Raw genomic sequence first — 23,907 nt, forward strand, 5'->3', positions numbered from 1 at the left:
CGGTCAATGGATATCGGGGAGCGCTCAGGCGGCCACGGCAGCCTGGGGCGCCGCACTCAGCGCGGTGAGCGCGCGCGCGTCGAGTTCGCCCGCCGTCTCGCCGTGTTCACGCACGGCCGCGGCCAGCGCGTGGGCGGTCGGGTGGTCGAACACCACGCCCGGTGCGATCTCCACCTGCAGGCGCCGGCGCAGCCGCGCCACCAGCTTGATCACCAGCAGCGAATGGCCGCCGAGCGCGAAGAAGTCGGCGTGCGGGTCGACCCGCTCCTGCTCCAGCAGTTCGGCCATCAGCGCGCAGACCAGGGTCTCCACGGCATCCGCGGATGCCGTGGCAGCTTGCGGCGCCGCTGCGGCAATGTCGTCCGGCGATGCGGCCAGCGTGCGCAGCGCCGTGCGGTCGGTCTTGCCGTTCGGCAGCCGCGGCAGCGCAGGCAGCGCGATCAAGCGCGACGGGACCATGGCGTCGGGCAGCATGGCGGCAAGCGCGCGCCGCAGCGCATCCGTGTCGGCGGAGCCGGCCGATGCCGGCACGATGAACGCGCACAGCACGGCTGCGCCGCCGGGGCCGGGCGCGGCACAGACCGCAGCCTGCGCCACCGCCGCTTGGGCCAGCAGCGCTGCCTCGACTTCCGCCGGCTCGACGCGGATGCCGCGGATCTTGACCTGCTGGTCGGCGCGGCCCAGCAGTTGCAGGCCGGCGGGGGTGGCGCGCGCCAGGTCTCCGGTGCAGTAGAGGCGCTGCCCTGCCGCGAACGGGTCGCCGACAAACGCGGCGGCGTCCAGGTCCGGGCGGCCGAGGTAGCCATGCGCCAGTTGCGGACCGCCGACGTAGAGCTGCCCGGCCACGCCGGCCGGGACCGGGCGCAAGGCATCGTCCAGCAGCCGCACGCGCGTCGCGCCCAGGGCCCGGCTGAGCGGCGCCGTGCCGGCGGGCCATCCCGGATCCTCCGCGCCGACGGCGTGGACCATGACGCCGATGGTGGTTTCGGTCGGGCCATAGTGGTTGAAGATCCGGCAGTCCGGTGCGTGGCGGCGCAGCCCCTGCACCAGGCTGGCGGGCAAGGGCTCGCCGCCCAGGATCACGGTGGCGGGCACGGCCGGTGCATCCGTTTCCAGCAGCGCCGCCAGGTGCGACGGCACGATCTTGATGGCGTCGACCTCGCGTCCACGCAGGTAACGGGAGAAGGCGGCGGGATGCGCCATGTCGTCATCGCTGGCCACCGCCAGGCACGCCCCCTGCCACAGTGCTGCGAACAGCGTGGTGTTGCCGAGGTCGGCCGCGACCGACGACGTCAGGCCGAGCCGCCGGCACGACGCCAGCGACAGCGCCTCGCACACCGCCGCGGTGTAATGGCTGATCTGCCGGTGGCCGACCACCACGCCCTTGGGCTCGCCGGTGGAGCCGGAGGTGAAGAGCACGTAGGCGGCGTCTTCCTGTGCGCTGGCAAATTCGCCATCAACCTGTGCGGCCTCGGCCAGCAGCGCATCGGCACAGATCACCGTGGCGTCATCGTGGGCAGCCTGCTGCGCGATGGTCAGCACCGGCGCCGACTGCGCCAGCACGCTGCGGCGGCGTGCCTGCGGCCACGCCGGGTCGAGCGGCACATAGGCGCCGCCCGCGGCCCATACCGTCAGCAGGCTCGCCACCAGCGCGCCGCTGCGCGGCAGCGCCAGCGCCACGCGCGTGCCGGGGCCGACACCAAGCGCGCGCAGCCGTTGCGCAGCGCCTTGCACGGTGCGCTGCAGGCCGGCGTAGTCGAGCACCAGGTCCGCGGCCTCGAGCGCGGGCGCATCCGGCGTCTGCCGGGCATGCTGCGCGATGCGTGCGAGCAGGGTCTGCCCCGCATCCACGGGCGTTTCGCCCGTCCAGCACTGCGGCACGCGCAAGGTATCGTCCGCAGGCCACGACAGCGATTCCAGCGGCGTGTCGAGCGCCACAGGCAATGTGCCGATCAGTGCCGCCAGATGCGCCAGCACCCACTGCGCGACGCGCGGATGCACGACGCCTGCGCGCGCATGCAGCGCGAGCGCCGCCATGCCCTGCCCGTCATCGAGCGCCTCGCACACCAGGTCGAAGCCGGGCCATGCCGGGCTGGCCATCGCCACGCCGGCGGGCGGCAGCGGCGCTACCGCAAACCCGATACGGGGCGCGGCATCGCCGGGCTGCCAGGCTTCCTGCCACGCGGCGTGGCTGTCGAGCGCGGGCAGCCAGGCGCGCCAGTGCTCGGCCACGCTGCGCTGCGCGTCCCAAGCCACGCTGACCGGCAGCGCCTTGACGAACACGCCGGCGGCGTCGGCCATCACGTCGTAGTCGCGGCGGCAATCATGCAGCCAGGCACCGCTGAACACCGGCTGCGCGCACAGGCGCGCCAGCACGGTCCACCAGGCCGCCTGCACCACGCGCTCGGGCGTGGTGCCGAACTGTCGTGCCGATGCGGCCAGCGCCTGCCGGTGCGCGCCATGCAGCGTGTGGCGCCAGGTGTCGCTACCTTGCGCCGCCGCGGTTTCGCCCAGCGCATCGGGGATGCGCAACGGAGCCGCCAGGCCGGCGGCCTGCGCCTGCCAGTAAGCGCGGCCGGCGCTGCCGGTGCCGTCTTCGCCCAGGCGCGCGCCTCGCTGCCAGTCGGCGTATTGCGCGTATTGCAGCGGCAATTCCTCATCGCCATCGATCCGTGCCCGCGCATCCAATGCATCGCGCATGTTTTCGGCAAGCTTCAGCACGGTGCCGCGGTCTGCCGCCAGCGGACTAACCAGCAGCCACAGGGTGGCGCCGCCCGCGGGCAGAGGGCTGATGCAGGCGCGCAGTACGTCGCCGGTGGCCGGGTCGAGCGCAGGCAGCGACGGCGCATCGCCGGGCGCGGCGATGGCCGTGGCGGCACCGTTGGTGCCCGCCTGTGGCACGCAGGCCACCAGCTCGTTGCCATCGTCGATATATGCGGTACGCAGCGATTCGTGCCGCACACGCAGCGGCGCCAGCGCGGCATCCACTGCGGCAGGGTCGGGCTGCCCGTGCAGAGCGATCCGCGCCACATGCGCGCGCGGCGCCGGCGTGTCGCGCCATTGCTGCCATGCGGCCTGTTGTTCGGTTGTCGGGGTCCAGGCGGACTGCAGTTCAGGCATCGGCGTTCTCCTGCGGCACCGCGGCGGCATTGCCGTCGAGCCGGGTGCGGTCAAACATATCGCCCATCGCGACGACGATCTTGCGCGGGCCTTCATAGGGGTCGCGGGCGTGCGCGGCCAGCATGTTGTCGAGCATCACCACGTCGCCGCGTTGCCAGTCGAAGCGCACGGCGCAGGCCTCGTACAGTTCGCCTATCAGCTTCATCGCCTCGTCGGGGATCGGTGTGCCGTCGCCGAACATCACATGGCGCGGCATGCGTTCCAGCCCCACCATCTCGAGCAGGTCTTCACGCACGTCTTCCTCCAGGCACGACACGTGGTGCAGCTGCACCTGGTTGAAGAAGCTGCGCTCGCCGGTGACCGGGTGGCTGACGATGGCCGGGCACACGGTGCGGGTCTGCAGGATGTCGCCGTCCAGCCAGCGGCAGTCGATGCCGGCGGCGCGGCAGCGCGCTTCCACTTCAGCGCGGTCCTCGGTCTTGTAGAAGTCGCGCCAGTCCACGTCCAGCCGCGGCGTGAAGGTGCGCACGTACATAAGTTGCCGGCTGGCGAACTCGGCGGCCAGCGCGGGCGGCAGGCGGCGCAACAGTTCGCGGCAGTCGACGATGGGGGTGGCGCCACCGATGGCGGAGGGCAGTTCGCAATAGAACCACTGCTTGCGCGGCCAGCGCTCCAGGTGCGCGCTTTCGTTGTGGTACAGGATCATCTGGCGCTCGGGGTACGGCGTGGAGCGGTAGGTGTTGCGGCCGCCCTCCTTCTTGGGCAGGTCGCCATAGCTGCCGTACAGGCCCGGATGCATCGCTTCGGCAAAGGCCTCGAAGGCCTGCGGCGTGGGCAGGTCGAAGCCGCGGAAGACGATGCCCGCGTGTTTATGCAGGGTGTCGATGATCAGCCCGCGCGCCCGGGCGGCCCAGGCGACGGGATCGAGGCCGGGCGCCGCCGGCTCGATCACGATGGGAAAGACGTCACCGGCCCGCAGCGGGTGCAGCCGCACCTGGCTGGCCGGGTCGGCGGCGGACGGAACCGGAGTGGCGGGAGCGAGGGTGGCCGGGCGCGGCCGCGCCAGCGATTTGAGCTGGTCGAGCTTGGCCGCCATGCATTGGCTGGTTTCCATGTTTCGGGACTCCTCGGGTTTCGGTTGGGTCGGGCGCGCGGCGCCCGGGACAAGTTCGGTGACGTGGCCGACGGGCTGGTCCGGCGCGCGCAGCAGCGCGTCCAGCGTGGCCAGCCAGTCGCTGGCAAAGCGCGCCACCGTGGTCCGCTCGAACAACGCTGTGGCGAACACCCAGTCGCCGCGCAGCGCCGCGGCTTCCTGCCCGCCCTCGGGCTCGAGGAACAGCGCCATGTCGAACTTGGAATTGCGCTCCACCGGCGGCAGCATCTCGGCCTGCACGCCGGGCATGGCGAACTGCCCGGCCGGCGTGTTCTGCAGCACGAACAGCGCCTGCACCAGCGGGTTGCGGCTGCGGTCGCGCGGCATGCCCGCGGCCTCCACGATGCGGTCGAACGGCAGGCCGTCATGCTCGAACGCGGCCAGCACGCCGCGCCGGCAGGCGGCGAGGGTGTCGCGGAAGCTGGCGCCGGCGACGCGCCGGGAGCGCAGCGGCAGCACGTTGACGAAGAAGCCGATCAGCGGCTCCAGCGCCGCGTCGTGGCGGCCGGCGACGTCGGTGCCGAGCACCAGGTCGTCCATGCCGGTGGCGCGGTGCAGCCAGCACTGGAAGCTGGCCAGCAGCACGACAAACGGCGTGACCTGCTCGGCGCGGGCCAGCGCATGCACCTGCGCCATGCGCGCGGCGTCGACGTGCAGCGCCACGGCATCGCCTTCCATGCGCGCCACCGGCGGGCGCGCGCGGTCGGCCGGCAAGGCCAGTGCCGCCGGCGCGCCGGCGAGCGCGCCGCGCCAGTAGGCGGCCAACTGGTCGAGCGCGGCGCCGCGCAGCCAGTCGCGTTGCCAGGCGGCATAGTCGGCGTATTGCAAGGCCAGCGGCGGCAGCGGTGCGACCTGGTCCGGCGCCAGTGCGCGGCGGTAGCCGTGGGTGATCTCGTCGACCAGCAGCCCGACCGACCAGCCGTCGGACACCAGGTGGTGCATCGCGACCAGCAGCACGTGTTCCTGCGGGGCGCAGCGCAGCAGCGTGGCGCGCCACAGCGGCGCCTCGCCGAGCGCAAAGGGTCGTGACGCGTGCTCACGCATGGCTTCGCGCAGCGCCGCGTCGCGGGCCTCGGGCGCCAGCGCCTGGAGGTCGGCCATTGGCAGGCCGATGCCGGCGGCGACATCGATGCGGGCGAACGGCTCGCCGTCGTCGTCGGGATAGGCGGTGCGCAGGACCTCGTGGCGAGCGGCCACGGCGGCCAGGGCCTGGCGCAGCGCGGCGACATCCAGCGGCCCGCGCAGGCGCAGCGCGCCGGCCATGTTGTAGGCGGCACCGGCATTGCCCTGCAGGCGCTCGACCAGCCACAGCCGTTGCTGCGCCAGTGATACCGGCATGCGCGCAACGCGAGGCACGGGCACCAGCGCGGGGATCGCCGCCGCGGGCGCCGCCGTGGCCAGGCGCGCGGCAAAGTCGCGCAGCACCGGGGCTTCGAACACATCGCGCAGCGCGGCCTGTGCGTGGCCGGCGGCGCGCAAGCGCGCCACCACGCGGGTGGCGATCAGCGAATGGCCGCCGAGACGGAAGAAATGGCTGTCGCGGCCAACCCGCACACCGGGCAGCAGTGCCTCCCAGATTTCCGCCACGGCTTGCTCGACCGGGTTGGCCGGGGGATCGCCCTCCTCGCCGGCGGCTGCCACCTGCGGCGCGGGCAGCGCCTTGCGGTCGATCTTGCCGTTGGCGTTGAGCGGCCAGACCGGCATGCGCACCCACGCGGCCGGCACCATGTAGGCCGGCAACCGCGCCGCGACGCTGGCGGCAAGCTCGGCTTCCAATACGGCTTCCGCGCCGGCTTCTGGCTGCCAGTAGGCCGTCAGCCATTCGCTGCCGGCGGCCTGGTACACCGTCACCAGCGCCTGACGCACGGCGGGATGCGCGGCCAGCACGGCCTCGATCTCGCCCAGCTCGATGCGGTAGCCGCGCAGCTTGACCTGGAAGTCCTTGCGACCCACGTACTCCAGCACGCCGTCGGCCTGCCAGCGGCCGAGGTCGCCGGTCAGGTAGCGGCGGCTGCCCGGGGCGCCGGTCGGATCGGGCACGAAGGCGGCGGCGGTGCGGCGCGGGTCGGCCAGGTAGCCCCGGCCCACGCCGGCGCCGGCCACCGCGATCTCGCCGATCACGCCGGGTGCGGCCAGGTTGCCGTCGGCATCGAGCACCTGCAGCACCGCATTGGCGGTGGGACGGCCGATCGGCACGGTGTCGCTGCCCTGCTCCAGCCTATCGGCAGACAAGGGGTGGAAGGCCACGTCGTCCGAGCATTCCGCGGGACCGTAGGCGTTCATCAGCGGCACCGCCGGGTAGCGCCCGAACCAGGCGCGCGCGGTGGCGGGCGGCAGCGCCTCGCCAGTGGGCAGCACCCAGCGCAGCGCCGGCAGCGGCGCGTCGCGGCCCTCGGCGGCCTGGCAGTCGAGCATGGCCTGCAGCAGCGACGGCACCGGTTCGAACAGCGTCACGCCGCGCTGCGCCAGCAGCGCCGTCAGCGCCGAAGGATCGCGCACCACCTCGTCGGCGACGATCTCCATGCGCGCGCCGAACAGCGGCGCGGCGAGCGCCTGCCATACCGAGATGTCGAAGCACGGCGGCGCGGTCTGGGCGATCACATCGCCCTCGCCCAGCCCCAATGGCACCACCTTGGCCAGCATGTTGTTGAGCATGCCGGCGCGCGTGACCATCGCGCCCTTGGGCACGCCGGTCGAGCCGGAGGTGAACAGCACGTAGGCGAGCTGGGCGGGGTGCGAGGATGCCGGCAGTGCCGTCGATCCCGCAGCGGTGGCCTCGACGGCGGCCAGCGTCCGGGCGTCTGCGATCCCCGCCTCGGCAATCGCAGCAACGCCTGCAGCATCCGTCAGCACCTGCGCGGGGCGCGTCTGCGCCAGCACCTGCAGCCAGCGCGCCGGGGGATGGCTGACGTCGAGCGGCACCCAGGCCGCGCCGGCGCGCAGTATTCCGGCCAGCGCGACCAGCCAGTCGAGCCCGCGCGGCAGCAGCACTGCGACGACGTCATCCTGCGTCACGCCCGCGGAACGCAGGCCCCCGGCAAGCCGGCCGGCACGTTGCCACCAGTCGCCGTAGGTCAGTGCGGCGTCGCCGCAGCGCGCCAGCACGCGCTCCGGATGCGCGGCGACGCGGCGCGCCACGCGCTGTACGTAGTCGTCGTGCAGGGCTGCCTGCGAGACGCTGGTGTCATCGCTGGCGCCCCAAGCCTGCAGCCGCGTGCGCGTGGCCGGGTCAAGCAGATCGACGGCACCGACATGCGCCGCGCCCTCGGCCAGCGATGCCAGCGCGGCCGCGTACGCGTCCATCCATTGCGCGAGGCGTTTCGCCTCAACGCGGCCGGCATCGCAGGTGAAGCGGACGGTGAAGCGACGATCGGGCATCACTTCCAGCGTCAGGCCGTAGTGGGTCTGCTCGATGTTGTCGTGCTGGCGCAGGCGCAGGCCCGCCACCTCGCGCGCCCGGTCGTTCAGGTCGGGCAGGTTCTGGAACACCATCAGCGTGTCGAACAGCGCGCCACCGGTACCGGCCTGCGCCTGGATCTCGGCCAGCGCGGCATGTTCGAACTCGCGCATGGCGACGCCGGCTTGCTGGGTAGCCTGCAGATAGTCCGTCACCGTCAGCGGGCCGCGCGGACGCAGACGCAGCGGCAGTGTGTTGATAAACACGCCCAGCATGCGCTCGGCGCCGTCGAGGCCCGTTGGCCGGCCGGCCGAGGTCACGCCGAAGACGATATCGTCGCTGCCGCAATGGCGCGCCAGCACGATACCCCACGCCGCCTGCATCACGGTATTGAGCGTGACGCGATGCGCGGCCGCCAGCGCGCGCAGGCTGGCGTCGAGTCCGGCCGGCAGCACCAGGTCGCGGCACAGCGGCACCGCATTGGTGTGCGCGGCCGCCGGCGCGATGCCCGGCAGCACGGTGGGACCGGGCAGGCCGGCGAAGGCCTCGCGCCAGAAAGCCTGCCGCGCCGTCGCGGGCTGCGCGGCAAGCCAGGCGATATAGTCGCGGTACGGCCGGCGCGGCGCCGGGGCGTGGGCCGGATCGGCGTAGCGGGCCAGCGCGTCGTCGAGCAGTTGCACCGAGCCCCAGCCGTCGACGATCAGGTGGTGCCGGCTCCAGACCAGCCACCATCCCTGCTCGCCGGTGCGCAGCAGTGCCAGCCGCATCAGCGGCAGCGCAGCCGGGTCGAAACCACGCGCGCGGTCGGCGCGGCACCAGGCCGCCAGACGCTCGGCCAGCGCTGGACTGTCCTCGCCGCGCCAGTCCTCTACGGCCACGGGCAACGTGGTGCGGGCATGCACGCATTGCAGCGCGCGGTCGCCGCAACCGGCTTCGCCTGGCGCGACAAAGGTGGTGCGCAGGATCGGATGGGCGTCGAGCAGCCCCTGCCACGCGGCAGCCATGCGCGTCGGGTCGAGCGGCCCGTCGATTTCCAGCACCAGTTGGTTGACATAGGCGCCGTTGCCGCCGTCGCGCAGGTGGTGGAACAGCAGCCCTTCCTGCAGCGGCGACAGCGGATAGGCATCCTCGATGCCGCCCTGCGCGATGCGCAGGCGCTCCAGTGCTGGCGCGTCGCAACCGCTCAGCGCAAATGGCTGTGCCACGGCCGGCGTCGCAGCGGGAGCGGCGGCAGGTTGCGCGCGCGCGGCGAGATGCGCCGACAGGCGCGCCAGCGTCGGGTGCGCGAACAGGTCCCTGGGCGCCAGCATCAGTTGTTGCGCGCGGGCCTTGGCCACGATCTGCAGCGCCAGGATGGAATCGCCGCCGAGCGCGAAGAAGTCGGCGTCGCGGTCGACCTCGTCGCGCCGCAGGATCTCGCGCCAGAGCGTGCGCAGCGTCTGCTCGATGGCAGCGCTTGCGTCAGCCGGTGCGGCGCATGCGCGCAGCGCGGCGGCCAATGCCGAGGGCGTGGGATGGGAGAACAGCAGCTTGGGGGTCAACGCCAGACCGGCCTGGCGCGCTTGCGCGACCAGCTGCAGCCCGAGGATCGAGTCGCCGCCGAGGGCGAAGAAGTTGTCGTCGGCGCTGACGGCATCGCGCCCGAGCACGTTGGCCCACAGGCGCGCCAACGTCGCCTCGGTTTCGTCCTGCGGTGCAGCGCGGACGGGCGCGACGCCTTCATCGGGCACCGGCGGCAATGCCTTGCGATCGACCTTCCCGTTGCGCAGTCGCGCGAAGGCGTCGCACTGCACGAAGGCCGCCGGCAGCATCGGCGCCGGCAGTGCGGCAGCCATGGCGGTGCGCAGTGCGGCCAGGTCGAATCCGTCGGCGGGCACGAGATAGGCGACCAGCCGCAGCCCTTCGCCTGCGGGCGAGGGCTGCGCCAGTACCACCGCATCACGCACGTGCGGCGCCTGGCGCAGCCAGGCTTCGACTTCGCCGGGTTCGACGCGGAAGCCACGGATCTTGACCTGGGCATCGGCACGGCCGAGGAAGACGATGGCGCCGTCATCAGTCATGCGCACGCGGTCGCCGGTGCGGTACAGGCGGCCGCCGGGCTGGAACGGATCCGGCACGAAGCGTTCGGCGCTCAGCGCCGGGCGGCGCAGGTAGCCGCTCGCGACGCCGGCCCCGCCGACGTAGAGCTCGCCTGCCGCGCCGCGCGGCACGGGATTCAGGTGCCGATCCAGCACGTGGGCGCTGACGCCGGGCAGCGGGCGGCCGACCGGAATCGCACCCTGCGCTCCGCCCGATGGCACCGCGTGCGTCAGGCAGCCAACCGTGGTTTCGGTGGGCCCGTAGTGGTTGACCACGCGGCAGGCCGGATGCAGCGCCTGCACGCGCGCCACCAGCGCCGCATCCAGCGCCTCGCCACCGAACACCAGGCATTGCCGCGGCACCAGCCGCGCCGGATCGGCGACGGCCAGCAGTGCGCGCAGGTGCGAGGGCACGATCTTCAGGCAATCGACCGGCCGCGCCGCCAGCGCGCTGGCGAGGGCCTCGGGGTCTTCGCCCAGCGCATCGTCCAGCACGCGCAGCGTGTGGCCGCCCAGCAGCGCGCCGAGCCAGGCGGTGTGGCCCAGGTCCGCGGTCACGGAGGACAGCGACGCCATCGACGATCCCGCCGGCAGGGCCAGCGCGTGCAGCACGCCAGCGGCGTAGTGCGCAAGGTTGCCTTGCGTCACCACCACGGCCTTGGGCGTGCCGGTCGAGCCGGAGGTGTAGATCAGGTAGGCCGGCTGGGCGGGCACGGCAGCGGGCCATGTAGCCGGGCGGGTTGCGGCATCGGCTTGCAGGGAGGCGGCATGCCAGCCGGCAGCGGGCAGCGCGTCCGCCAGCCACTGCGGCCGGCCACCCTCGCCCACTACCGCTTTCAGGTCCGCATCTGCCGCCAGTTGTGCCAGCCGCGCGGCGGGCAGGGCTGCGTCGAGGCACAGGAACGCGGCGCCCGCTTTCCACGAGGCGAGCATGGCCACGGCCATGCCGGCGCCGCGCGGCAGCAGCAGGCCGACCACGTCGCCGGCGCGCGCGCCGCCGTGCTGCAATCGCGCAGCGAGCGCGGAGGCGACAGCGTCGAGCGCACCGTAGGACAACTGCGCATCGGCAGCGTCTACCGCGAGGCGCTCCGGATGCTCGCGCACGCCGGCCTCGAAGGCCACCAGCGCGGTGGCGTGGGCCTGCGTTGCGGCGCCGCTGGCCTGCCCATGCGAAAGCATCGCCACATCGAACAAGGACAGATCGCCGACACGCACTTCCGCATCGTCAAGCACCGCATCCACCGCAACCCCCAGCGCCGCAATCAGCCGCAGCACTGCCTCCGGGGCAAAGCGGTCAGCGTCGTAGCGCCACTGGCCGCGCAGGCATTCGCCTTCGTCCTGCCAGCGCAGGTTCATGTCGTTGGCCGCGCCGCGCTGCGTGGCCAGGTATTCGCGCACCAGGTAGCGGCCCAGCACCTTGCGCGGGCCCACCGGCACGAAGGTCGTCATATGCCGGAACAAGGGTCCCGAGGTGCGATCCGCGCCGCCCATGCGCGCCAGCGGATATTGCTGGTGGCGCAAGGCGCCACGCATCTGGCGGGCGCAGTCGCGCACCACCGCGGCAAAGGCCGGGTTGGCGGAGAATTCCGCGCGCAACGGCACGGCGTTGAGCGTATAGCCGATCAGGTCGGCATGCTGCGCGCCGGAGCGTCCGGCCGTAGGCGTGCCGATGAGGAAGCCGTCCTCGCCGCTGGCCCGGTGCAGCACGGTCTTGAACAGCGCCAGCATCACCACGAAGACGCTGACCTCGAGCCGCACGGCCAGGTCGCGCAGCCCCTGCGTCTGTTGCGCCGTCAGGTGGAATTCAATCTCGGCGCCGCGCAGGCGGGGCTCGACGGCGCGCTCGCCGGCCAGGGCCGGCGCCGCGGGCGCGTCCTCGAGTACGCTGTCCCAGTAGGCGCGCAGCGATGCACCACGCGGCCCCGCCAGCAACTGGCGCTGGCGCACCAGCCAGTCGCGGTAGCGGCCCACCTGCGACGCCATCGGCGGACTGGCCGGGTCCTTGGCACGCAGCGCTTCGTAGGTCGCAAGGATCTGGTCGCAAACCGTCTCGAAGCCGAGGTAGTCGCCGGCGATATGGTGCATGCCGGCACACATCCACATGCGATCGGTGCCGTCGGCCTGGCGCGAGACCAGGAAGCGGAAGCGGCAGACCTGGCCCGCGTCGGGGTCGAACGGCTCGTCCGCTTCGCGCTCGAACCAGGCCATCAGATCGGCCTCGGCAAGGCCGTCGACGCGCGTCAGCGAAACCTCGGCTTCAAAGCCGGCCGGCCGCGCCATCACGATCTCGCCGTCCTCGTCCAGGTAGGCGCTGTGCAGCGCCTCGTGGCAATCCACTACATGGCGCGCGGCCTGCTCCAGCAGGTCGAAGCGCAGCCCCGGCGCCAGCTCGATCGTGAAGACCATGTTGTACGCGGCGCTGTGCGGATGGCGGCGATGGAAGGCCAGCAGCGCCAGCTGGCCGGGGCCGGCGGGATAGCGGTCGAAATAGCCGGGATGCGCGGCCAGCCAGGCATCGGCCTCGGCGGCGCGCGTGGCGAGCAGCGCGGCCGCGGCGTCCAGCGCCTCAGCGCTGGCGGCGCAGCCATCGGCCACGCGCCAGCGCCCGTCCAGCAGGCGCAGGCGCACGCCATCGGCGCGCAAGGTTCGCATCAGGGCGCCGGTTTCTGCCGGCAGGGAAGCTACGGAAGACGACATGGCGAAAACGTTGGAGATGGCAAGGCCCTGGCCCGCAGGGCGGCCAGTGGGCATCGGGACGGCGGCGGGATCAGCCCAGGCCGGGCGGCGCGGGCTCGGCCATGGCGACGATCACGCGGCGCGGGCCGCTGAAGGTGCCGCGCCCGTGGGCGGCCAGCATGTTGTCGAGCATCAGCACATCGCCCTGCTGCCAGGGAAAGCGCACGGTGCAGTCGTCGAGCGTGGCGCGGATGGCGGCAAGGGCGTCGTCCTCCAGCGGCGCGCCGTCGCCGTAGACGACATTGCGCGGCAGTTCGTTGACGCTGCCGACCACGGCGAGCAGGGCCTCGCGCACGTGGGGCGCGAGCCCCGAGACATGGAACAGGTGGGCCTGGTTGAACCACACCATCTCGCCGGTCACCGGATGCCGCGCGACGGCCTGGCATAGCTGGCGCGTGCGCAGTTCGCCGTCGGCCTTCCATTCGAAATCGATCTGCTGGGCGCGGCAGAAGCGCTCCACCTGCGCGCGGTCATCGGTGTTGAAGGCGCGTTGCCAGCTCAGGTCGAGGCCGTTGCCGTAGTTGCGCACGTACATCAGGCGGCGCGCGGCAAAGCGCTCGCGGATGACTGGGTCCAGGCGCTGGTAGACCAGCCGGCTGTCGGCGATGGGCGTCTCGCCGCCCGATTCGCTCGGCTGCACGCAATGGAACCAGATCTTCATCGGCCACTGCAGCGTGTACGACTGCTCGTTATGCAGCGGGATGACCTGGTGCGCCGGGTATTCGGTGGAGGTATAGACGCCCTCCTTCACCTGCGAGCGCGGCGTCGAGCCGAACTCATAGCTCAGCAGCGGATGGCCGAAGGCGCTGGCGAAGGCGCGGAAATCCGAGTCATCGTCAAAACGGAAGCCGCGGAACAGCACGCCGCCGACGCGCGGCAACTGTTCCGCGGCAATCGCGGCCATGGCGCCGAACTGGCGGCGCCAGTCGGTGTCGCCGTCGGGGGTGACCACCAGCGGCAGCGCGCTGTGCTCAAACATCGGCGCGGCGCGCAGCGCGCCCGCCCTCGCTGTCGATGCGGTGGCAGTTGCGGCGGAGCCGGCGCGACAGTCCGCATGGAGGTCGGCGATGGTAGCGGTCGTGTCCAAATCCATATCCCTGTTGCCTCGCTGGGTTCGTTCGCGCTTGCCGCACGGCGCCGGAAGGCGTTGCAGCGGGGCCAGGGGCGGGAGGGGCGCGGCCACGCGAACAATGTCTGCACATTGGATGGAAAGCGAGTCTACCGGAAATATTTACGAATGGAAATACAAATCATTATCATTTACGATATAGCCTTCGACGTCTTACTACCTGAAGGAGCACAGCCATGAGCTGGGATCATCCCGACACGCGTTTCCACGTCGTCCGCAACGATGAAGGCCAGTATTCGATCTGGCCCGACTACAAGCCCGTACCGGCAGGATGGACCAGCGTGGGCTTCCAGGGCAGCCGCGACGAGTGCCTGGCCCATATCGAGACGGTCTGGACCGATATGCGTCCGCTGAGCCTGCAGCGCGCGCTGGCCGGCGCATGAGCCCCGCGCAGCCGATGCGCGATCCCTGGTACGCCGTGATGCCGGGCCGCGGCGGCCCGGCTGCCGGCGATCGCGTGCGCCTCTATTGCCTGCCCTACGCCGGCGCCGGCCATACTGCGTACCACGGCTGGCGCGCCGCGCTGCCCGCCGCGATCGAGCTGGCGCCGGTATGCCTGCCCGGACGCGGCACGCGCACGGCCGAAGCGCATGGCGCATCGATCCATGCGCTGGCCAGCGCGCTGGCCGCGTCGATCGCGCGCGCGGCCCGAGCCGAAGCGCCGCGCTTTGCGCTGTTCGGCCACAGCATGGGTGCGCTGCTGGGGTTCGAAACCGCGCGCGTGCTTGAGACCGTGCATGGCCTCTCCCCCGCCGCGCTGGTGGTGTCCGGGCGCGGCGCGCCCGCGCTGCCGTCGGCTCGGCCGCCGTTCAGCAGCCTGCCGGACGGCGCCTTTGCCGACGTCATCGCCGCCATGGGCGGCATGCCGGCCGAGATCCGCGAAACGCCGGAAGCGCTCGCCTTCTTCCTGCCCGTGCTGCGCGCGGATATCGCGCTGTGCGAGGCCTGGCGCTACCGTCCCGGGCCGCGGCTGGGCTGTCCGGTCACCGTGCTCGGCGGCAGGGACGACGTCCACGCCCCGCCCGCGATGCTGGCCGCGTGGCGCGACGAGACCCTGCACGACTGCAGCCACCGGCTGTTCGCGGGCGGGCATTTCTTCCTGCACGAGGCGGCGCAGGACGTGCTGGATGCGGTCACGGATGCCGTGCTCGGTTCCACGTTGAGCGCCACCAGAGACCACGGCCATGCGCTCGCCTGACATGGCCGCGCCCGCGCACGGCCAGATCCACGTCTGGCACGTGGCAGTCGACGCTGCGGCAGACCTGTCGGCGCTGTCGGCAAGCGAACGCGCGCGCGCCGCCACGTTCCGGCAACCCGGCGACCGCGCCCGCTTCACCGCGGCCCGCTCGGCATTGCGGACACTGCTGGGCCTATACCTGGGCGTGTCGCCCGACGCCGTGCCGCTGGTCGCCAACGCGTTCGGCAAACCCACGCTTGGCGGCCATTGCACCACAGCCTTGCAGTTCAACGTCAGCCACAGCGACGCACGCGCCGCAATCGCCTTGTCATGCGCGCCGGTCGGGATCGACATCGAAGCCTGGCGCGCGGACATGTCGTGGGCTGCCTGGCACGACAGCGCGGCCGTGGCCTGCGCCCCCGACGAAATGCGCTGGCTTGGCGCGCTGGCGCAGCGCCGGCCGCGGGACGCCATGCTCGCCTTCCTGCGCCTGTGGACCGCCAAGGAAGCGTGCAGCAAGGCCGTCGGCACCGGGCTGTCGGCTGCGCCGCAGTCGGTGCGCGTGGCGCTGCCGGCGTGCGCTGCCTGCGTGCCGCCGCTGGCGCGCGCCGGGGCCGACCTGCGCGTCTGGCATATCCACGATGCATGTGGCCAGCCCGATCACGACACCCGCTACGTCGCGAGCCTGGCCACGCCACTGGCCGCCGCGCGCGTCGTGCACCGGCAGTATCCGCCGCGCGAGCTGCCCCCGCGCGCGGCCAACCCATCTTGCCCGGTCTCGATGCCGGGCCCCGCAGTCAACGTCCCTGTTCAACGCCCCCGTTAGGAACGAAACCATGACGCCTCCCTCGCTCGCCACGCATGCCCACGGCCAACCAGCGCCGTTCTCGGCCGGCGCCTTCGTCCGGCAAGCGCCGATCCGGCTCGACGACAACCCCTACCTGCAGCGCCAGTGCGCGCGCGAGTCCAACGCCCGCTCCTATCCGCGCCGCATCCCGCTGGCGCTGGAACAGGGCTATGGCGTGTATTTGCGCGATACCAGCGGCCAGCTCTTCATCGACTGCCTGGCCGGCGCCGGCACGCTGGCGCTCGGCCACAACCACCCGGCGGTGGTGCGCGCGCTGCGCGACACGCTCGACAGCGGCCTGCCGCTGCATACGCTGGACCTGGCCACGCCGGTCAAGGACCGCTTTGTCGACGACCTGTTCGGCCTGCTGCCGCCCGAGTTCGCCGCGCGCGCCCGCATCCAGTTCTGCGGCCCGACCGGCGCCGACGGCATCGAGGCGGCGCTCAAGCTGGCCAAGACCGCCACCGGCCGCCATACGGTGCTGAGCTTTGCCGGCGGCTACCACGGCATGACGCACGGCACGCTGGCGCTGATGGGCAATCTCGGCCCCAAGGCGCCGCTGGGTGCGCTCGGCGGCAGCGTGCAGTTCCTGCCCTACCCGTATGACTACCGCTGCCCGTTCGGCCTGCGCGGCGACGCCGGCATCGACGCGGGCCTGCGCTATATCGAGCAGATGCTGGCCGACCCGGAGTCCGGCGTGCTGCCGCCGGCGGCGGTGGTGGTGGAAGCGGTACAGGGCGAAGGCGGCGTGATCCCCGCGCCCGCGCGCTGGCTGCGCGAACTGCGCCGCATCACGCGCGAGCACGGCATCGCGCTGGTGCTCGACGAAGTGCAGACCGGACTGGGCCGCACCGGGCGCATGTTCGCGTTCGAGCATGCCGGCATCGTGCCGGACGTGCTGGTGCTGTCCAAGGCGATCGGCGGCGGCTTGCCGATGTCGGTGGTGATCTACGACAACGCGCTCGATGCGTGGCAGCCGGGCGCGCACGCCGGCACCTTCCGCGGCAACCAGCTGGCGATGGCGGCGGGCTCCGCCACCATCCGCACCCTGGTCGCGCAAGGCATCGTCGCCCATGCCGAGACCATGGGCCAGCGCCTCGCCACGCGGCTGCGGCAGTTGCATACCGCGTGCCCCGCGATCGGCGAAGTGCGCGGGCGCGGCCTGATGATCGGCGTGGAACTGGTCGACGAACGTGCCGAGCCCGATGCGGTGGGCGCCTACCCGGCCGACGGCACCTTCGCGCGCACGGTGCAACGTGAATGCCTGCAGCGCGGGCTGATCGTCGAACTGGGCGGACGCCACGGCGCCACGGTGCGCTTCCTGCCGCCGCTGGTCATCGGCGAGACCGAGATCGACCTGGTGGCCGAGTTGTTTGGCGACGCAGTCAGCGCGGCGCACAAGCAATGCCGCTGAGCGCTTGCGCGCCGTTCCGCGGTGGCCGGGGCCACCGCGGAACCAGCTTCAGGACGCGTCGCCGCGCAGCATCTCGCGCAGACGGAATTTCTGGATTTTCCCGGCGGGCGTGGCCGGCAGGGCGTCCCGCACCACGAGCTTCTCGGGGATGTACTGCAGCGCCATCTTCTGCGCCTTGAGCCAGTCCACCATCGCCGCCTGGTCGAAAGGCTGGCCGGCGCGCGGCACGACGAAGGCGCAGGCGCGCTCGCCCAGGCGCTCGTCGGGATAGGCGACGATGGCCACCTGCGAGACCGCGGGATGGCGGTACAGCAGGGTCTCGACCTCCAGCACGGGGATGTTCTCGCCGCCGCGGATGATCACGTCCTTGCTGCGCCCCGCGATGCGCAGGTAGCCGCTGGCATCCAGCCGTGCGAGGTCGCCGGTGTCGAACCAGCCGTCGGCATCGGTGCCGTTGAGCTGCGGACGCTTCAGGTAGCCGCCGAAGTTGGAACAGGCGCGCACCAGCAGGCGGCCGGTTTCCCCCGGCGGCACGTCGGCGTCGGTGCCGTCCACGATGCGTATTTCGACGCCTGGCAGCGGGCAGCCGTCGGTGGTCGACGCGAGTTCGTCGCTGTCATCCGGCAGCGTGGTGGTGACCGCGCCGTTCTCTGTCATGCCCCAGGCCGACACGATCTTCGCGCCGAGCGCCTCGCGGGCGCGCTCGACCAGCGCGCCGGGAATCGGCGCACCCGCGCACAGGAAGATGCGCAGGCTGGGGACCGGCGTGCCGGACTCCGCCACCACACGCGCCAGATCGGTCAGGAACGGCGTCGAGCCCATGGTGAAGGTCACGCGCTCGTCGCGAATCAGGGCGGCGGCGCGCGCGGGGTCCCAGATGTCCTGCAGCACCGCATGCGCGCCCAGCACCACCGGCATCAGCAGCCCGTACATAAAGCCGGTCTGGTGCGCCATCGGCGAGGCCATCAGCACCACATCGTCGCCGGTCAGGCGCAGCCGTTCGGCATAGGCGACGATGTTGGAGAACAGCGTGTTGGCCGTGTGCATCACGCCCTTGGGCTCGCCGGTGGTGCCGGAGGTGTAGATCAGCTGGGTGACGTCGTCCGGGCCGGGGCGGCTGTGCAGCAGGATGTTGGCGGCATCGGGCTGTTCTTCCCATGCCGGCCCGCTCAGCAGCGCGTCAAAGCTGTCCGGGCCATCACCGCCGGCAACAACGATGTGGCGCAGCGCCGGCAATGCCTCGCGCAAACCCTGCAGCATCTGGGCATGGCCGAAGCCACGGAACAGCTGCGGCACCACCGCCACCTTGCATTGCGCATGCGCCAGCATGAACGACAGCTCGCGCTCGCGGAAGATCGGCATCAGCGGGTTGAGCACCGCGCCCAGCCGCGAGCAGGCGAGATACAGCACAGTCAGGTGCCAGCCGTTCGGGAGCTGGCATGACACCACATCCTGCGCGCCGATGCCGAGGCGGCTGAGCCCCACCGCTACCCGGTCCGCCATCCGGGCCAGTTCGCGCCAGGTGAAGCGTGTCACGCTGCCGCTGTCGAGGCTCAGCGCCGTCAGCGCTGGGGCGTCGGGCCGGTCGCGCACGCAGGCGGCCAGGTAGTCGTTGACGGTGCGGTCATGCCAATGCCCGGCGGCAATGCTGGCGGCACGGCGCGGCGCGATCAGTACGGCGTCGAAATCCATGGGTGTCTCCTCTTTATCGGATGGCTCGGCGGTCGTGGCGCCGCTTCAGGCCGGTACGGCTTCGCGCCCCGCGCGCGTGCGGGCAATGATGGTCTTCATGATCTGTGCCGTGCCGTCGCCGATCTGGAAGCCCAGCACATCGCGCAGGCGCTGCTCCATCACGCCGCGGTCATAACCGCCGTGGCCGAACGACAGCAGGCACTGGTGCACCACGTCGTACGCCAGCTTGGGCGCCCACCACTTGCACATCGCCGCCTCTGCGGTGTGCGGCAGGCCACGGTCCTTGAGCCACAGCGTCTGCAGGCACAGCAGGCGCGCGCCCTGCACCTGGGTCTCGAAGTCGGCGAGCGGATGCGACACGCCCTGGAAGGCCGACAGCGGCTTGCCGAAGGCCTGGCGCTCGGCCACGTAGGCCCAGGTCTCGTCCAGCGCGGCCTGCGCCACCGCCAGCACCTGCAGGCCGATCAGCGCGCGCGAGAAGTCGAAGCCCTGCATCACCTGCACGAACCCCTCCCCCTCCTTGCCGAGCAGGTGGCTGGCGGGCACGCGCACGTTCTCGAAGAAAATCGAGCCGCGCCCGATGGCGCGCTGGCCGTGGCAGTCGAAGCGGTTGCGCGTGATGCCCGGCAGGTCCATCGGCACCAGCAGCGCAGACACGCCGCGCGCGCCGGACTCGACGGTGCCGCTGCGGGCAAAGACCACCGCGGCATCGGCCTGGTCGGCGGCGGAGATCGAGGTCTTCTCGCCGTTGAGCACGTAGACATCGCCATCGCGCTCCATGCGCAGGCGCAGGCTGGCCGCGTCGGAGCCGCCGCGCGGCTCGGTCAGCGCGATTGCCAGCAGCGCCTCGCCGCGCGTCAGGCGCTGCAGCCACGGTCCGGCGATTTCCGGCTGCGCATGGTGCGCCAGGATCTGGCCGTTCAACGAAGCCAGCAGGTTGATGTACGACAGGCTCAGGTCGGCGCGCGCCACGGCTTCATGGATCACGCCAGTCGCCAGCGAGCCCATGCCCTGCCCGTCATACTGTTCCGGCAGTTCGGGCGCGATAAAGCCCATCTCGCCCATTTCGCGCATCAGCGCGCGGTCCAGCACGCGGGTGCGGTCGCGCTCCAGGTAGCCGGGCGCCACGCGCGCATCGGCAAAGCGGCGCGCGTGCTCGGCCAGTGCCGTCAGGTCTTCGTCAAGATAGGGATTCATGGTGGTCTCCGCTGGTTCGGACGGCACGGCTTACTTCGCGTACTTGCGGAACTCGGGCTTGCGCTTTTCCTGGAAAGCGCGCACGCCTTCGCGCGATTCCTCGGTGTCGTAATAGAGCTTGAGCGCGTACATGCCCATGCCGGCGATGCCGCTCTGGTGCGCGGTATCGAGATTGAAGGAGCGCTTGGCGATGGCGATCGCGGTGGGACTCTTCTCCATGATCTCGTCGCACCACTTCTGCACCTCGGCATCGAGCTGCTCGTGCGGCACCACCGCATTGACCAGCCCCATCGCCAGCGCTTCCGCGGCCGGGTAGCGGCGGCACAGGTACCAGATCTCGCGCGCCTTCTTCTCGCCCACCACGCGCGCCAGGAAGGCGGTGCCGTAGCCCGGGTCGACCGAGCCGACCTTGGGCCCGACCTGCCCGAATACGGCCTTGTCCGACGCGATGGTGAAATCGCAGATCGTGCACAGCACGTTGCCGCCGCCCACGGCATAGCCCTGCACGCGCGCGATCACCGGCTTGGGCACGTCGCGGATGGCGTTGTGCAGTTCTTCCATCGGCAGGCCGATGGTGCCGCGGCCGTCGTACTGGCCCTCGTGCGCGGACTGATCGCCGCCGGTGCAGAAGGCCCTTTCGCCGGCACCGGCCAGCACGATGGCGCCGATCTCGCGGTCATAGCCGGCGCGGTTGATCGCGTGGATCATTTCGTCGCAGGTGCGGCCGCGGAAGGCGTTCATCTTTTCCGGGCGGTTGATGATGATCCAGGCGGCGCCGTTGCGCACTTCGTACAGGATGTCTTCGTATTGCATGGTGGTCTCCGTTTTCTGGTGTTTGCTTGCTCAGCCGTTCATGGTCAGGCCGCCCGACACGCTCAGCACCTGGCCGGTGATGAAGCCGGCGTCGTCGCTGGCAAAGAACAGCACCGCGCCGGGCAGGTCGTCGGGCTGGCCGATGCGGCCCAGCGGGATCGAGCGGGTAAAGGCTTCCACCAGCTTCTCGGGGTTGCCCGCGCCCTGCTTGTAGTCTTCGAACAGCGCGGTCTCGGTCGGCCCCGGGCACACCACGTTGACGGTGATGCCGTGGCGCGCATGCTCGCGCGCGATGGTCTTGGAGAACGACACCAGCCCGCCCTTGCACGCGGCGTAGACCGCTTCGCCGGACGAGCCCACGCGCGCGGCATCGGAGGCGATATTGACGATGCGCCCGCGCTTGCGCTCGACCATGCCGGGCAACACCGCGTGATGCATGTGCAGCGCGCCGGTCAGGTTGATGGCGATCAGCCGATCCCATTGCGCGGGCTCGGTCTTGATGAACGGCTTGAACACATCCCAGCCGGCGTTGTTGACCAGCACGTCCACCGGGCCCAGGCCCTGCTCCACCGCCGCCACCGCGGCATCCACGCTGGCGCGCTCGGTGATGTCGCAGCGGATCGCCAGCGCCCGCCCGCCAGCCTCGCGGATCTGGCCGGCGACGCGCTCGGCCGCTTCCGGGTTCAGGTCGAGTACGCCCACCGCCGCCCCGGCGCGCGCAAAGCGCAAACACGTTGCACCGCCGATACCACCGCCACCACCGGTCACGATGACCGTCTTGCCTTCAAGTCCTTGCACAGCGTTCTCCTTTCAGGATTCCGGTGCTATCGTGCCGGCCATGACGCCGCCACATCGCACCGCCAATTAGGTAAATATATTTACCTATAATAGGAGGCAGCCATTGCCTGCGCAAGACGCCAACACTGTGGAAAAGACTATGGTTAACCCGGACGTAGAAGCAGAACTCCCCGCAAACGCGCGCATGGAACTGGCCAACCGGCTTTTCTTCCGGCTATACCAATGCGCAAATATGTTGCATAAAACGGGATCACGAGCCGTCGAGGCAGAGGGCCTGACGACGCAGCAGTGGGCCGTGCTCGGCGCGCTGTCGCGTCCGGAAGCCGCCGATGGCATGAGCGTGGGCGACCTGGCCCGCTACCTGATGGTGAGCCGGCAGAACCTGTCAGGACTGGTCAGCCGGATGGAACGCGACGGCCACGTCACGCTGGCCCCGGACGGCCGCGACCGCCGCTCACGGCTGATACGGATGAGCGAACCGGGACGGGAGGTCTGGCTGCACCAGGCGCAGCCGAAGATCCGGGCCTATTACGAGCAGGCGCTGACGGGGTTTTCTACCAATGACCTGACGCACACGCTGCATTACCTGCTCAAGTTGCTGGACAACATGCGTGCGCTCGACACGCCCGACAGCGCAGACGGTGGCAGCCCAGGGGACTGAGCCGCACGCAGTATCGCAACTGAAACACACCGGCCGGCTGGAACAGCCGAGCGCGCGCCCGCGATCCGCATCCTGGCCTGCCGCGCCGACTGGCGCGCAATATGCGTTGGCATGAAGTTGCTCAGACATCGCGAGCATCAACGGCGAGGCGCCATGCCATTCGCGCCTCGCCACGCCCCGAAGCCCTGAACCACTGCCCCGGCCGCTTGCCCCATGCACGCCGCCGGGACGGCGACCGATCCAACCATAACCGGAGGTCCCGCCATGACCCGCTACATCGTGCTAGCCAGCTTCACCGACCAGGGCATCCGCACCGTCAAGGACACCACCAAGCGCGCGGCCGCCGTGCGCGAGATGGGGGCACGCCTGGGCGTGCAGATGAAAGACATCTACTGGACGCTGGGCGAATACGACATCGTGCTCACCGTCGAAGCGCCCGACGACGAGACCATGACCAGCTTCGGGCTGACCATCGGCGCGGCCGGCAACGTGCGCACCCAAACCCTGCGCGCCTTCAATAGCGACGAGATGCAGAGCATCCTCGGCAAGATGGGCTGACCCCTGCCGCGGAAACGCACAACGCCCGCCGAGGCCATGCCGGCGGGCGTTGTTGTTTGCCGGGCGCAGCGCGCCGGCTCAGAACCCTTCCAGCACCAGCTTGCCGATAGTGCGCCCGCCTTCCAGCATGGCGTGCGCGCGCCGCAGGTTCTCCGCATTGATGCGCCCCAGGTTCTCGCCCAGCGTGGTCTGCAGGCGCCCGGCATCGACCAGCCGCGTGACCTCGTTAAGCAGACGATGCTGCGCGACCATGTCGGGCGTGCTGTACATGGCGCGCGTGAACATGAATTCCCAGACGAAGGTGGCGCTCTTGTTCTTGAGCAATTCCACCGGCAACGGCCGCGTATTCGCGACGATCGTGCAGATCTTGCCCTGCGGGGCGACCACTTCGGCCATCGCCGGGAAATGCCCGTCGATATCGTTGAAGCAGAGGATGTAGTCGACCTCGGCAAATCCCAGCGCCTTCAGCTGCGCCGGCAGGTCGCCACGATGGTCAACCGTATGGTCGGCGCCAAGGCGGCGGCACCATTCCTGCGACTCGGGCCGCGACGCGGTGGCGATCACGGTCAGCCCGGCCAGCACCTTGGCCAGCTGGATGCCGATCGAGCCCACGCCGCCCGCGCCGCCGACGATCAGCACCGGGCGCCCGGCGTGATCCCCGTTGGGCGAAATGCCCAGCCGGTCGAACAGAGCCTCCCAGGCGGTGATCGCCGTCAGCGGCAGCGCCGCCGCATTGGCGAAATCCAGCGAGGCAGGCTTGTGGCCGACGATGCGCTCGTCGACCAGGTGGAACTCGGCGTTGGAGCCGGACCGAGTAATGCTGCCCGCGTAGTAGACCGGGTCGCCGACCTTGAACAGGGTCACCTCCGGCCCCACGGCGACCACCGTGCCGGCCGCGTCCCAGCCCAGCACGCGCGGCGCGGGCTCTACCTGCGCCTTGGGCGCGCGCACCTTGGTGTCGACCGGGTTGACCGAGACGGCCTCAACCTTCACCAGCAGGTCGCGGCTGCCGGGGCTGGGTATGTCGATCTCCACGTCTTGCAGCGAACGCGGGTCGGAGATGGGCAGGTACTGGGTCAGGCCGATGGCTTTCATGGCGGGCTCCGGGTTGTGTAGGGAATGAACCGAAGCGTAGCC

Annotated in this window: 14 protein-coding genes; 6 read left to right on the top strand and 8 right to left on the bottom strand. The window is 71.1% G+C overall.

Features of this window, described 5'->3' with window-relative positions; genetic code table 11:
- Positions 1–24: 24 nt before the first annotated feature.
- From AC3WLE_RS15270 to AC3WLE_RS15280, 3 genes are all read right to left on the bottom strand, one after another.
- A complete protein-coding gene (locus tag AC3WLE_RS15270) occupies positions 25–3,120 on the bottom strand; it encodes an amino acid adenylation domain-containing protein (RefSeq protein ID WP_492356008.1) in 3,096 nt (1,031 codons plus the stop codon).
- Positions 3,113–12,400, bottom strand: a complete 9,288-nt coding sequence (locus AC3WLE_RS15275; protein ID WP_492356007.1) for an amino acid adenylation domain-containing protein — start codon at positions 12,398–12,400, stop codon at positions 3,113–3,115. Before AC3WLE_RS15275 ends, AC3WLE_RS15270 begins: the two co-directional genes overlap by 8 nt.
- A 115-nt stretch (positions 12,401–12,515) precedes the next feature.
- Positions 12,516–13,463: a TauD/TfdA family dioxygenase gene (locus tag AC3WLE_RS15280; protein ID WP_492319570.1), complete on the bottom strand. Its 948-nt coding sequence runs from the start codon at positions 13,461–13,463 to the stop codon at positions 12,516–12,518.
- A 326-nt stretch (positions 13,464–13,789) separates the two neighbouring features.
- On the opposite strand from AC3WLE_RS15280, the gene AC3WLE_RS15285 reads away from it, so the two are divergent.
- From AC3WLE_RS15285 to AC3WLE_RS15300, 4 genes are read left to right on the top strand one after another with little or no spacing between them, the layout of a single operon-like run.
- Positions 13,790–13,996 carry an MbtH family protein gene (locus AC3WLE_RS15285; protein ID WP_492352175.1) on the top strand — a complete coding sequence of 69 codons (207 nt, stop codon included), beginning with the start codon at positions 13,790–13,792 and terminating at the stop codon, positions 13,994–13,996.
- The gene (locus tag AC3WLE_RS15290) at positions 13,993–14,811 is read left to right on the top strand and encodes a thioesterase II family protein (RefSeq protein ID WP_492319569.1); all 819 of its coding nucleotides are present in this window, start codon (positions 13,993–13,995) and stop codon (positions 14,809–14,811) included. The genes AC3WLE_RS15285 and AC3WLE_RS15290 overlap by 4 nt, the downstream gene beginning before the upstream one ends.
- On the top strand, positions 14,798–15,616 hold the full coding sequence (locus tag AC3WLE_RS15295; protein ID WP_492319568.1) for a 4'-phosphopantetheinyl transferase family protein: 819 nt from the start codon (positions 14,798–14,800) through the stop codon (positions 15,614–15,616). Before AC3WLE_RS15290 ends, AC3WLE_RS15295 begins: the two co-directional genes overlap by 14 nt.
- A gap of 10 nt (positions 15,617–15,626) precedes the next feature.
- A complete protein-coding gene (locus tag AC3WLE_RS15300) occupies positions 15,627–17,051 on the top strand; it encodes a diaminobutyrate--2-oxoglutarate transaminase (RefSeq protein ID WP_492319567.1) in 1,425 nt (474 codons plus the stop codon).
- A 48-nt stretch (positions 17,052–17,099) separates the two neighbouring features.
- On the opposite strand, the gene aliA is transcribed toward AC3WLE_RS15300, so the two are convergent.
- The 4 genes from aliA to badH are packed head-to-tail and all read right to left on the bottom strand — an operon-like array spanning position 17,100 to position 21,551.
- Positions 17,100–18,743 carry a cyclohexanecarboxylate-CoA ligase gene (gene aliA, locus AC3WLE_RS15305; protein WP_492356006.1) on the bottom strand — a complete coding sequence of 548 codons (1,644 nt, stop codon included), beginning with the start codon at positions 18,741–18,743 and terminating at the stop codon, positions 17,100–17,102.
- 45 nt (positions 18,744–18,788) lie between these two features.
- Complete coding sequence (gene aliB, locus AC3WLE_RS15310) at positions 18,789–19,940, bottom strand: cyclohexanecarboxyl-CoA dehydrogenase (protein ID WP_492356005.1); 1,152 nt, start codon at positions 19,938–19,940, stop codon at positions 18,789–18,791.
- A gap of 30 nt (positions 19,941–19,970) precedes the next feature.
- Positions 19,971–20,753: a 2-ketocyclohexanecarboxyl-CoA hydrolase gene (gene badI, locus AC3WLE_RS15315; protein WP_492319564.1), complete on the bottom strand. Its 783-nt coding sequence runs from the start codon at positions 20,751–20,753 to the stop codon at positions 19,971–19,973.
- Positions 20,754–20,783: 30 nt separating this feature from the next.
- Positions 20,784–21,551, bottom strand: a complete 768-nt coding sequence (gene badH, locus AC3WLE_RS15320) for a 2-hydroxycyclohexanecarboxyl-CoA dehydrogenase (RefSeq protein WP_492356004.1) — start codon at positions 21,549–21,551, stop codon at positions 20,784–20,786.
- Positions 21,552–21,690: 139 nt separating this feature from the next.
- Between badH and AC3WLE_RS15325 the strand changes: the two genes are divergently transcribed.
- The gene (locus AC3WLE_RS15325; protein WP_492319562.1) at positions 21,691–22,212 is read left to right on the top strand and encodes a MarR family winged helix-turn-helix transcriptional regulator; all 522 of its coding nucleotides are present in this window, start codon (positions 21,691–21,693) and stop codon (positions 22,210–22,212) included.
- Between the two features lie 264 nt (positions 22,213–22,476).
- Complete coding sequence (locus tag AC3WLE_RS15330; RefSeq protein WP_010810201.1) at positions 22,477–22,770, top strand: GYD domain-containing protein; 294 nt, start codon at positions 22,477–22,479, stop codon at positions 22,768–22,770.
- Between the two features lie 78 nt (positions 22,771–22,848).
- On the opposite strand, the gene AC3WLE_RS15335 is transcribed toward AC3WLE_RS15330, so the two are convergent.
- Positions 22,849–23,865 carry a zinc-binding alcohol dehydrogenase family protein gene (locus AC3WLE_RS15335; RefSeq protein ID WP_492319561.1) on the bottom strand — a complete coding sequence of 339 codons (1,017 nt, stop codon included), beginning with the start codon at positions 23,863–23,865 and terminating at the stop codon, positions 22,849–22,851.
- Between the last annotated feature and the right edge of the window lie 42 nt (positions 23,866–23,907).

The sequence above is a fragment of the Cupriavidus sp. FW306-1B-F12B genome, from assembly GCF_058781795.1.

Excerpts from the sequence above, each read along its gene's own strand:
- AC3WLE_RS15270 (WP_492356008.1), bottom strand. The coding sequence starts at position 3,120 with ATGCCTGAACTGCAGTCCGCCTGGACCCCGACAACCGAACAACAGGCC.
- AC3WLE_RS15275 (WP_492356007.1), bottom strand. The coding sequence starts at position 12,400 with ATGCGAACCTTGCGCGCCGATGGCGTGCGCCTGCGCCTGCTGGACGGG.
- AC3WLE_RS15280 (WP_492319570.1), bottom strand. The coding sequence starts at position 13,463 with ATGTTTGAGCACAGCGCGCTGCCGCTGGTGGTCACCCCCGACGGCGAC.
- AC3WLE_RS15285 (WP_492352175.1), top strand. The coding sequence starts at position 13,790 with ATGAGCTGGGATCATCCCGACACGCGTTTCCACGTCGTCCGCAACGAT.
- AC3WLE_RS15290 (WP_492319569.1), top strand. The coding sequence starts at position 13,993 with ATGAGCCCCGCGCAGCCGATGCGCGATCCCTGGTACGCCGTGATGCCG.
- AC3WLE_RS15295 (WP_492319568.1), top strand. The coding sequence starts at position 14,798 with ATGCGCTCGCCTGACATGGCCGCGCCCGCGCACGGCCAGATCCACGTC.
- AC3WLE_RS15300 (WP_492319567.1), top strand. The coding sequence starts at position 15,627 with ATGACGCCTCCCTCGCTCGCCACGCATGCCCACGGCCAACCAGCGCCG.
- aliA (WP_492356006.1), bottom strand. The coding sequence starts at position 18,743 with ATGGATTTCGACGCCGTACTGATCGCGCCGCGCCGTGCCGCCAGCATT.
- aliB (WP_492356005.1), bottom strand. The coding sequence starts at position 19,940 with ATGAATCCCTATCTTGACGAAGACCTGACGGCACTGGCCGAGCACGCG.
- badI (WP_492319564.1), bottom strand. The coding sequence starts at position 20,753 with ATGCAATACGAAGACATCCTGTACGAAGTGCGCAACGGCGCCGCCTGG.
- AC3WLE_RS15325 (WP_492319562.1), top strand. The coding sequence starts at position 21,691 with ATGGTTAACCCGGACGTAGAAGCAGAACTCCCCGCAAACGCGCGCATG.
- AC3WLE_RS15330 (WP_010810201.1), top strand. The coding sequence starts at position 22,477 with ATGACCCGCTACATCGTGCTAGCCAGCTTCACCGACCAGGGCATCCGC.
- AC3WLE_RS15335 (WP_492319561.1), bottom strand. The coding sequence starts at position 23,865 with ATGAAAGCCATCGGCCTGACCCAGTACCTGCCCATCTCCGACCCGCGT.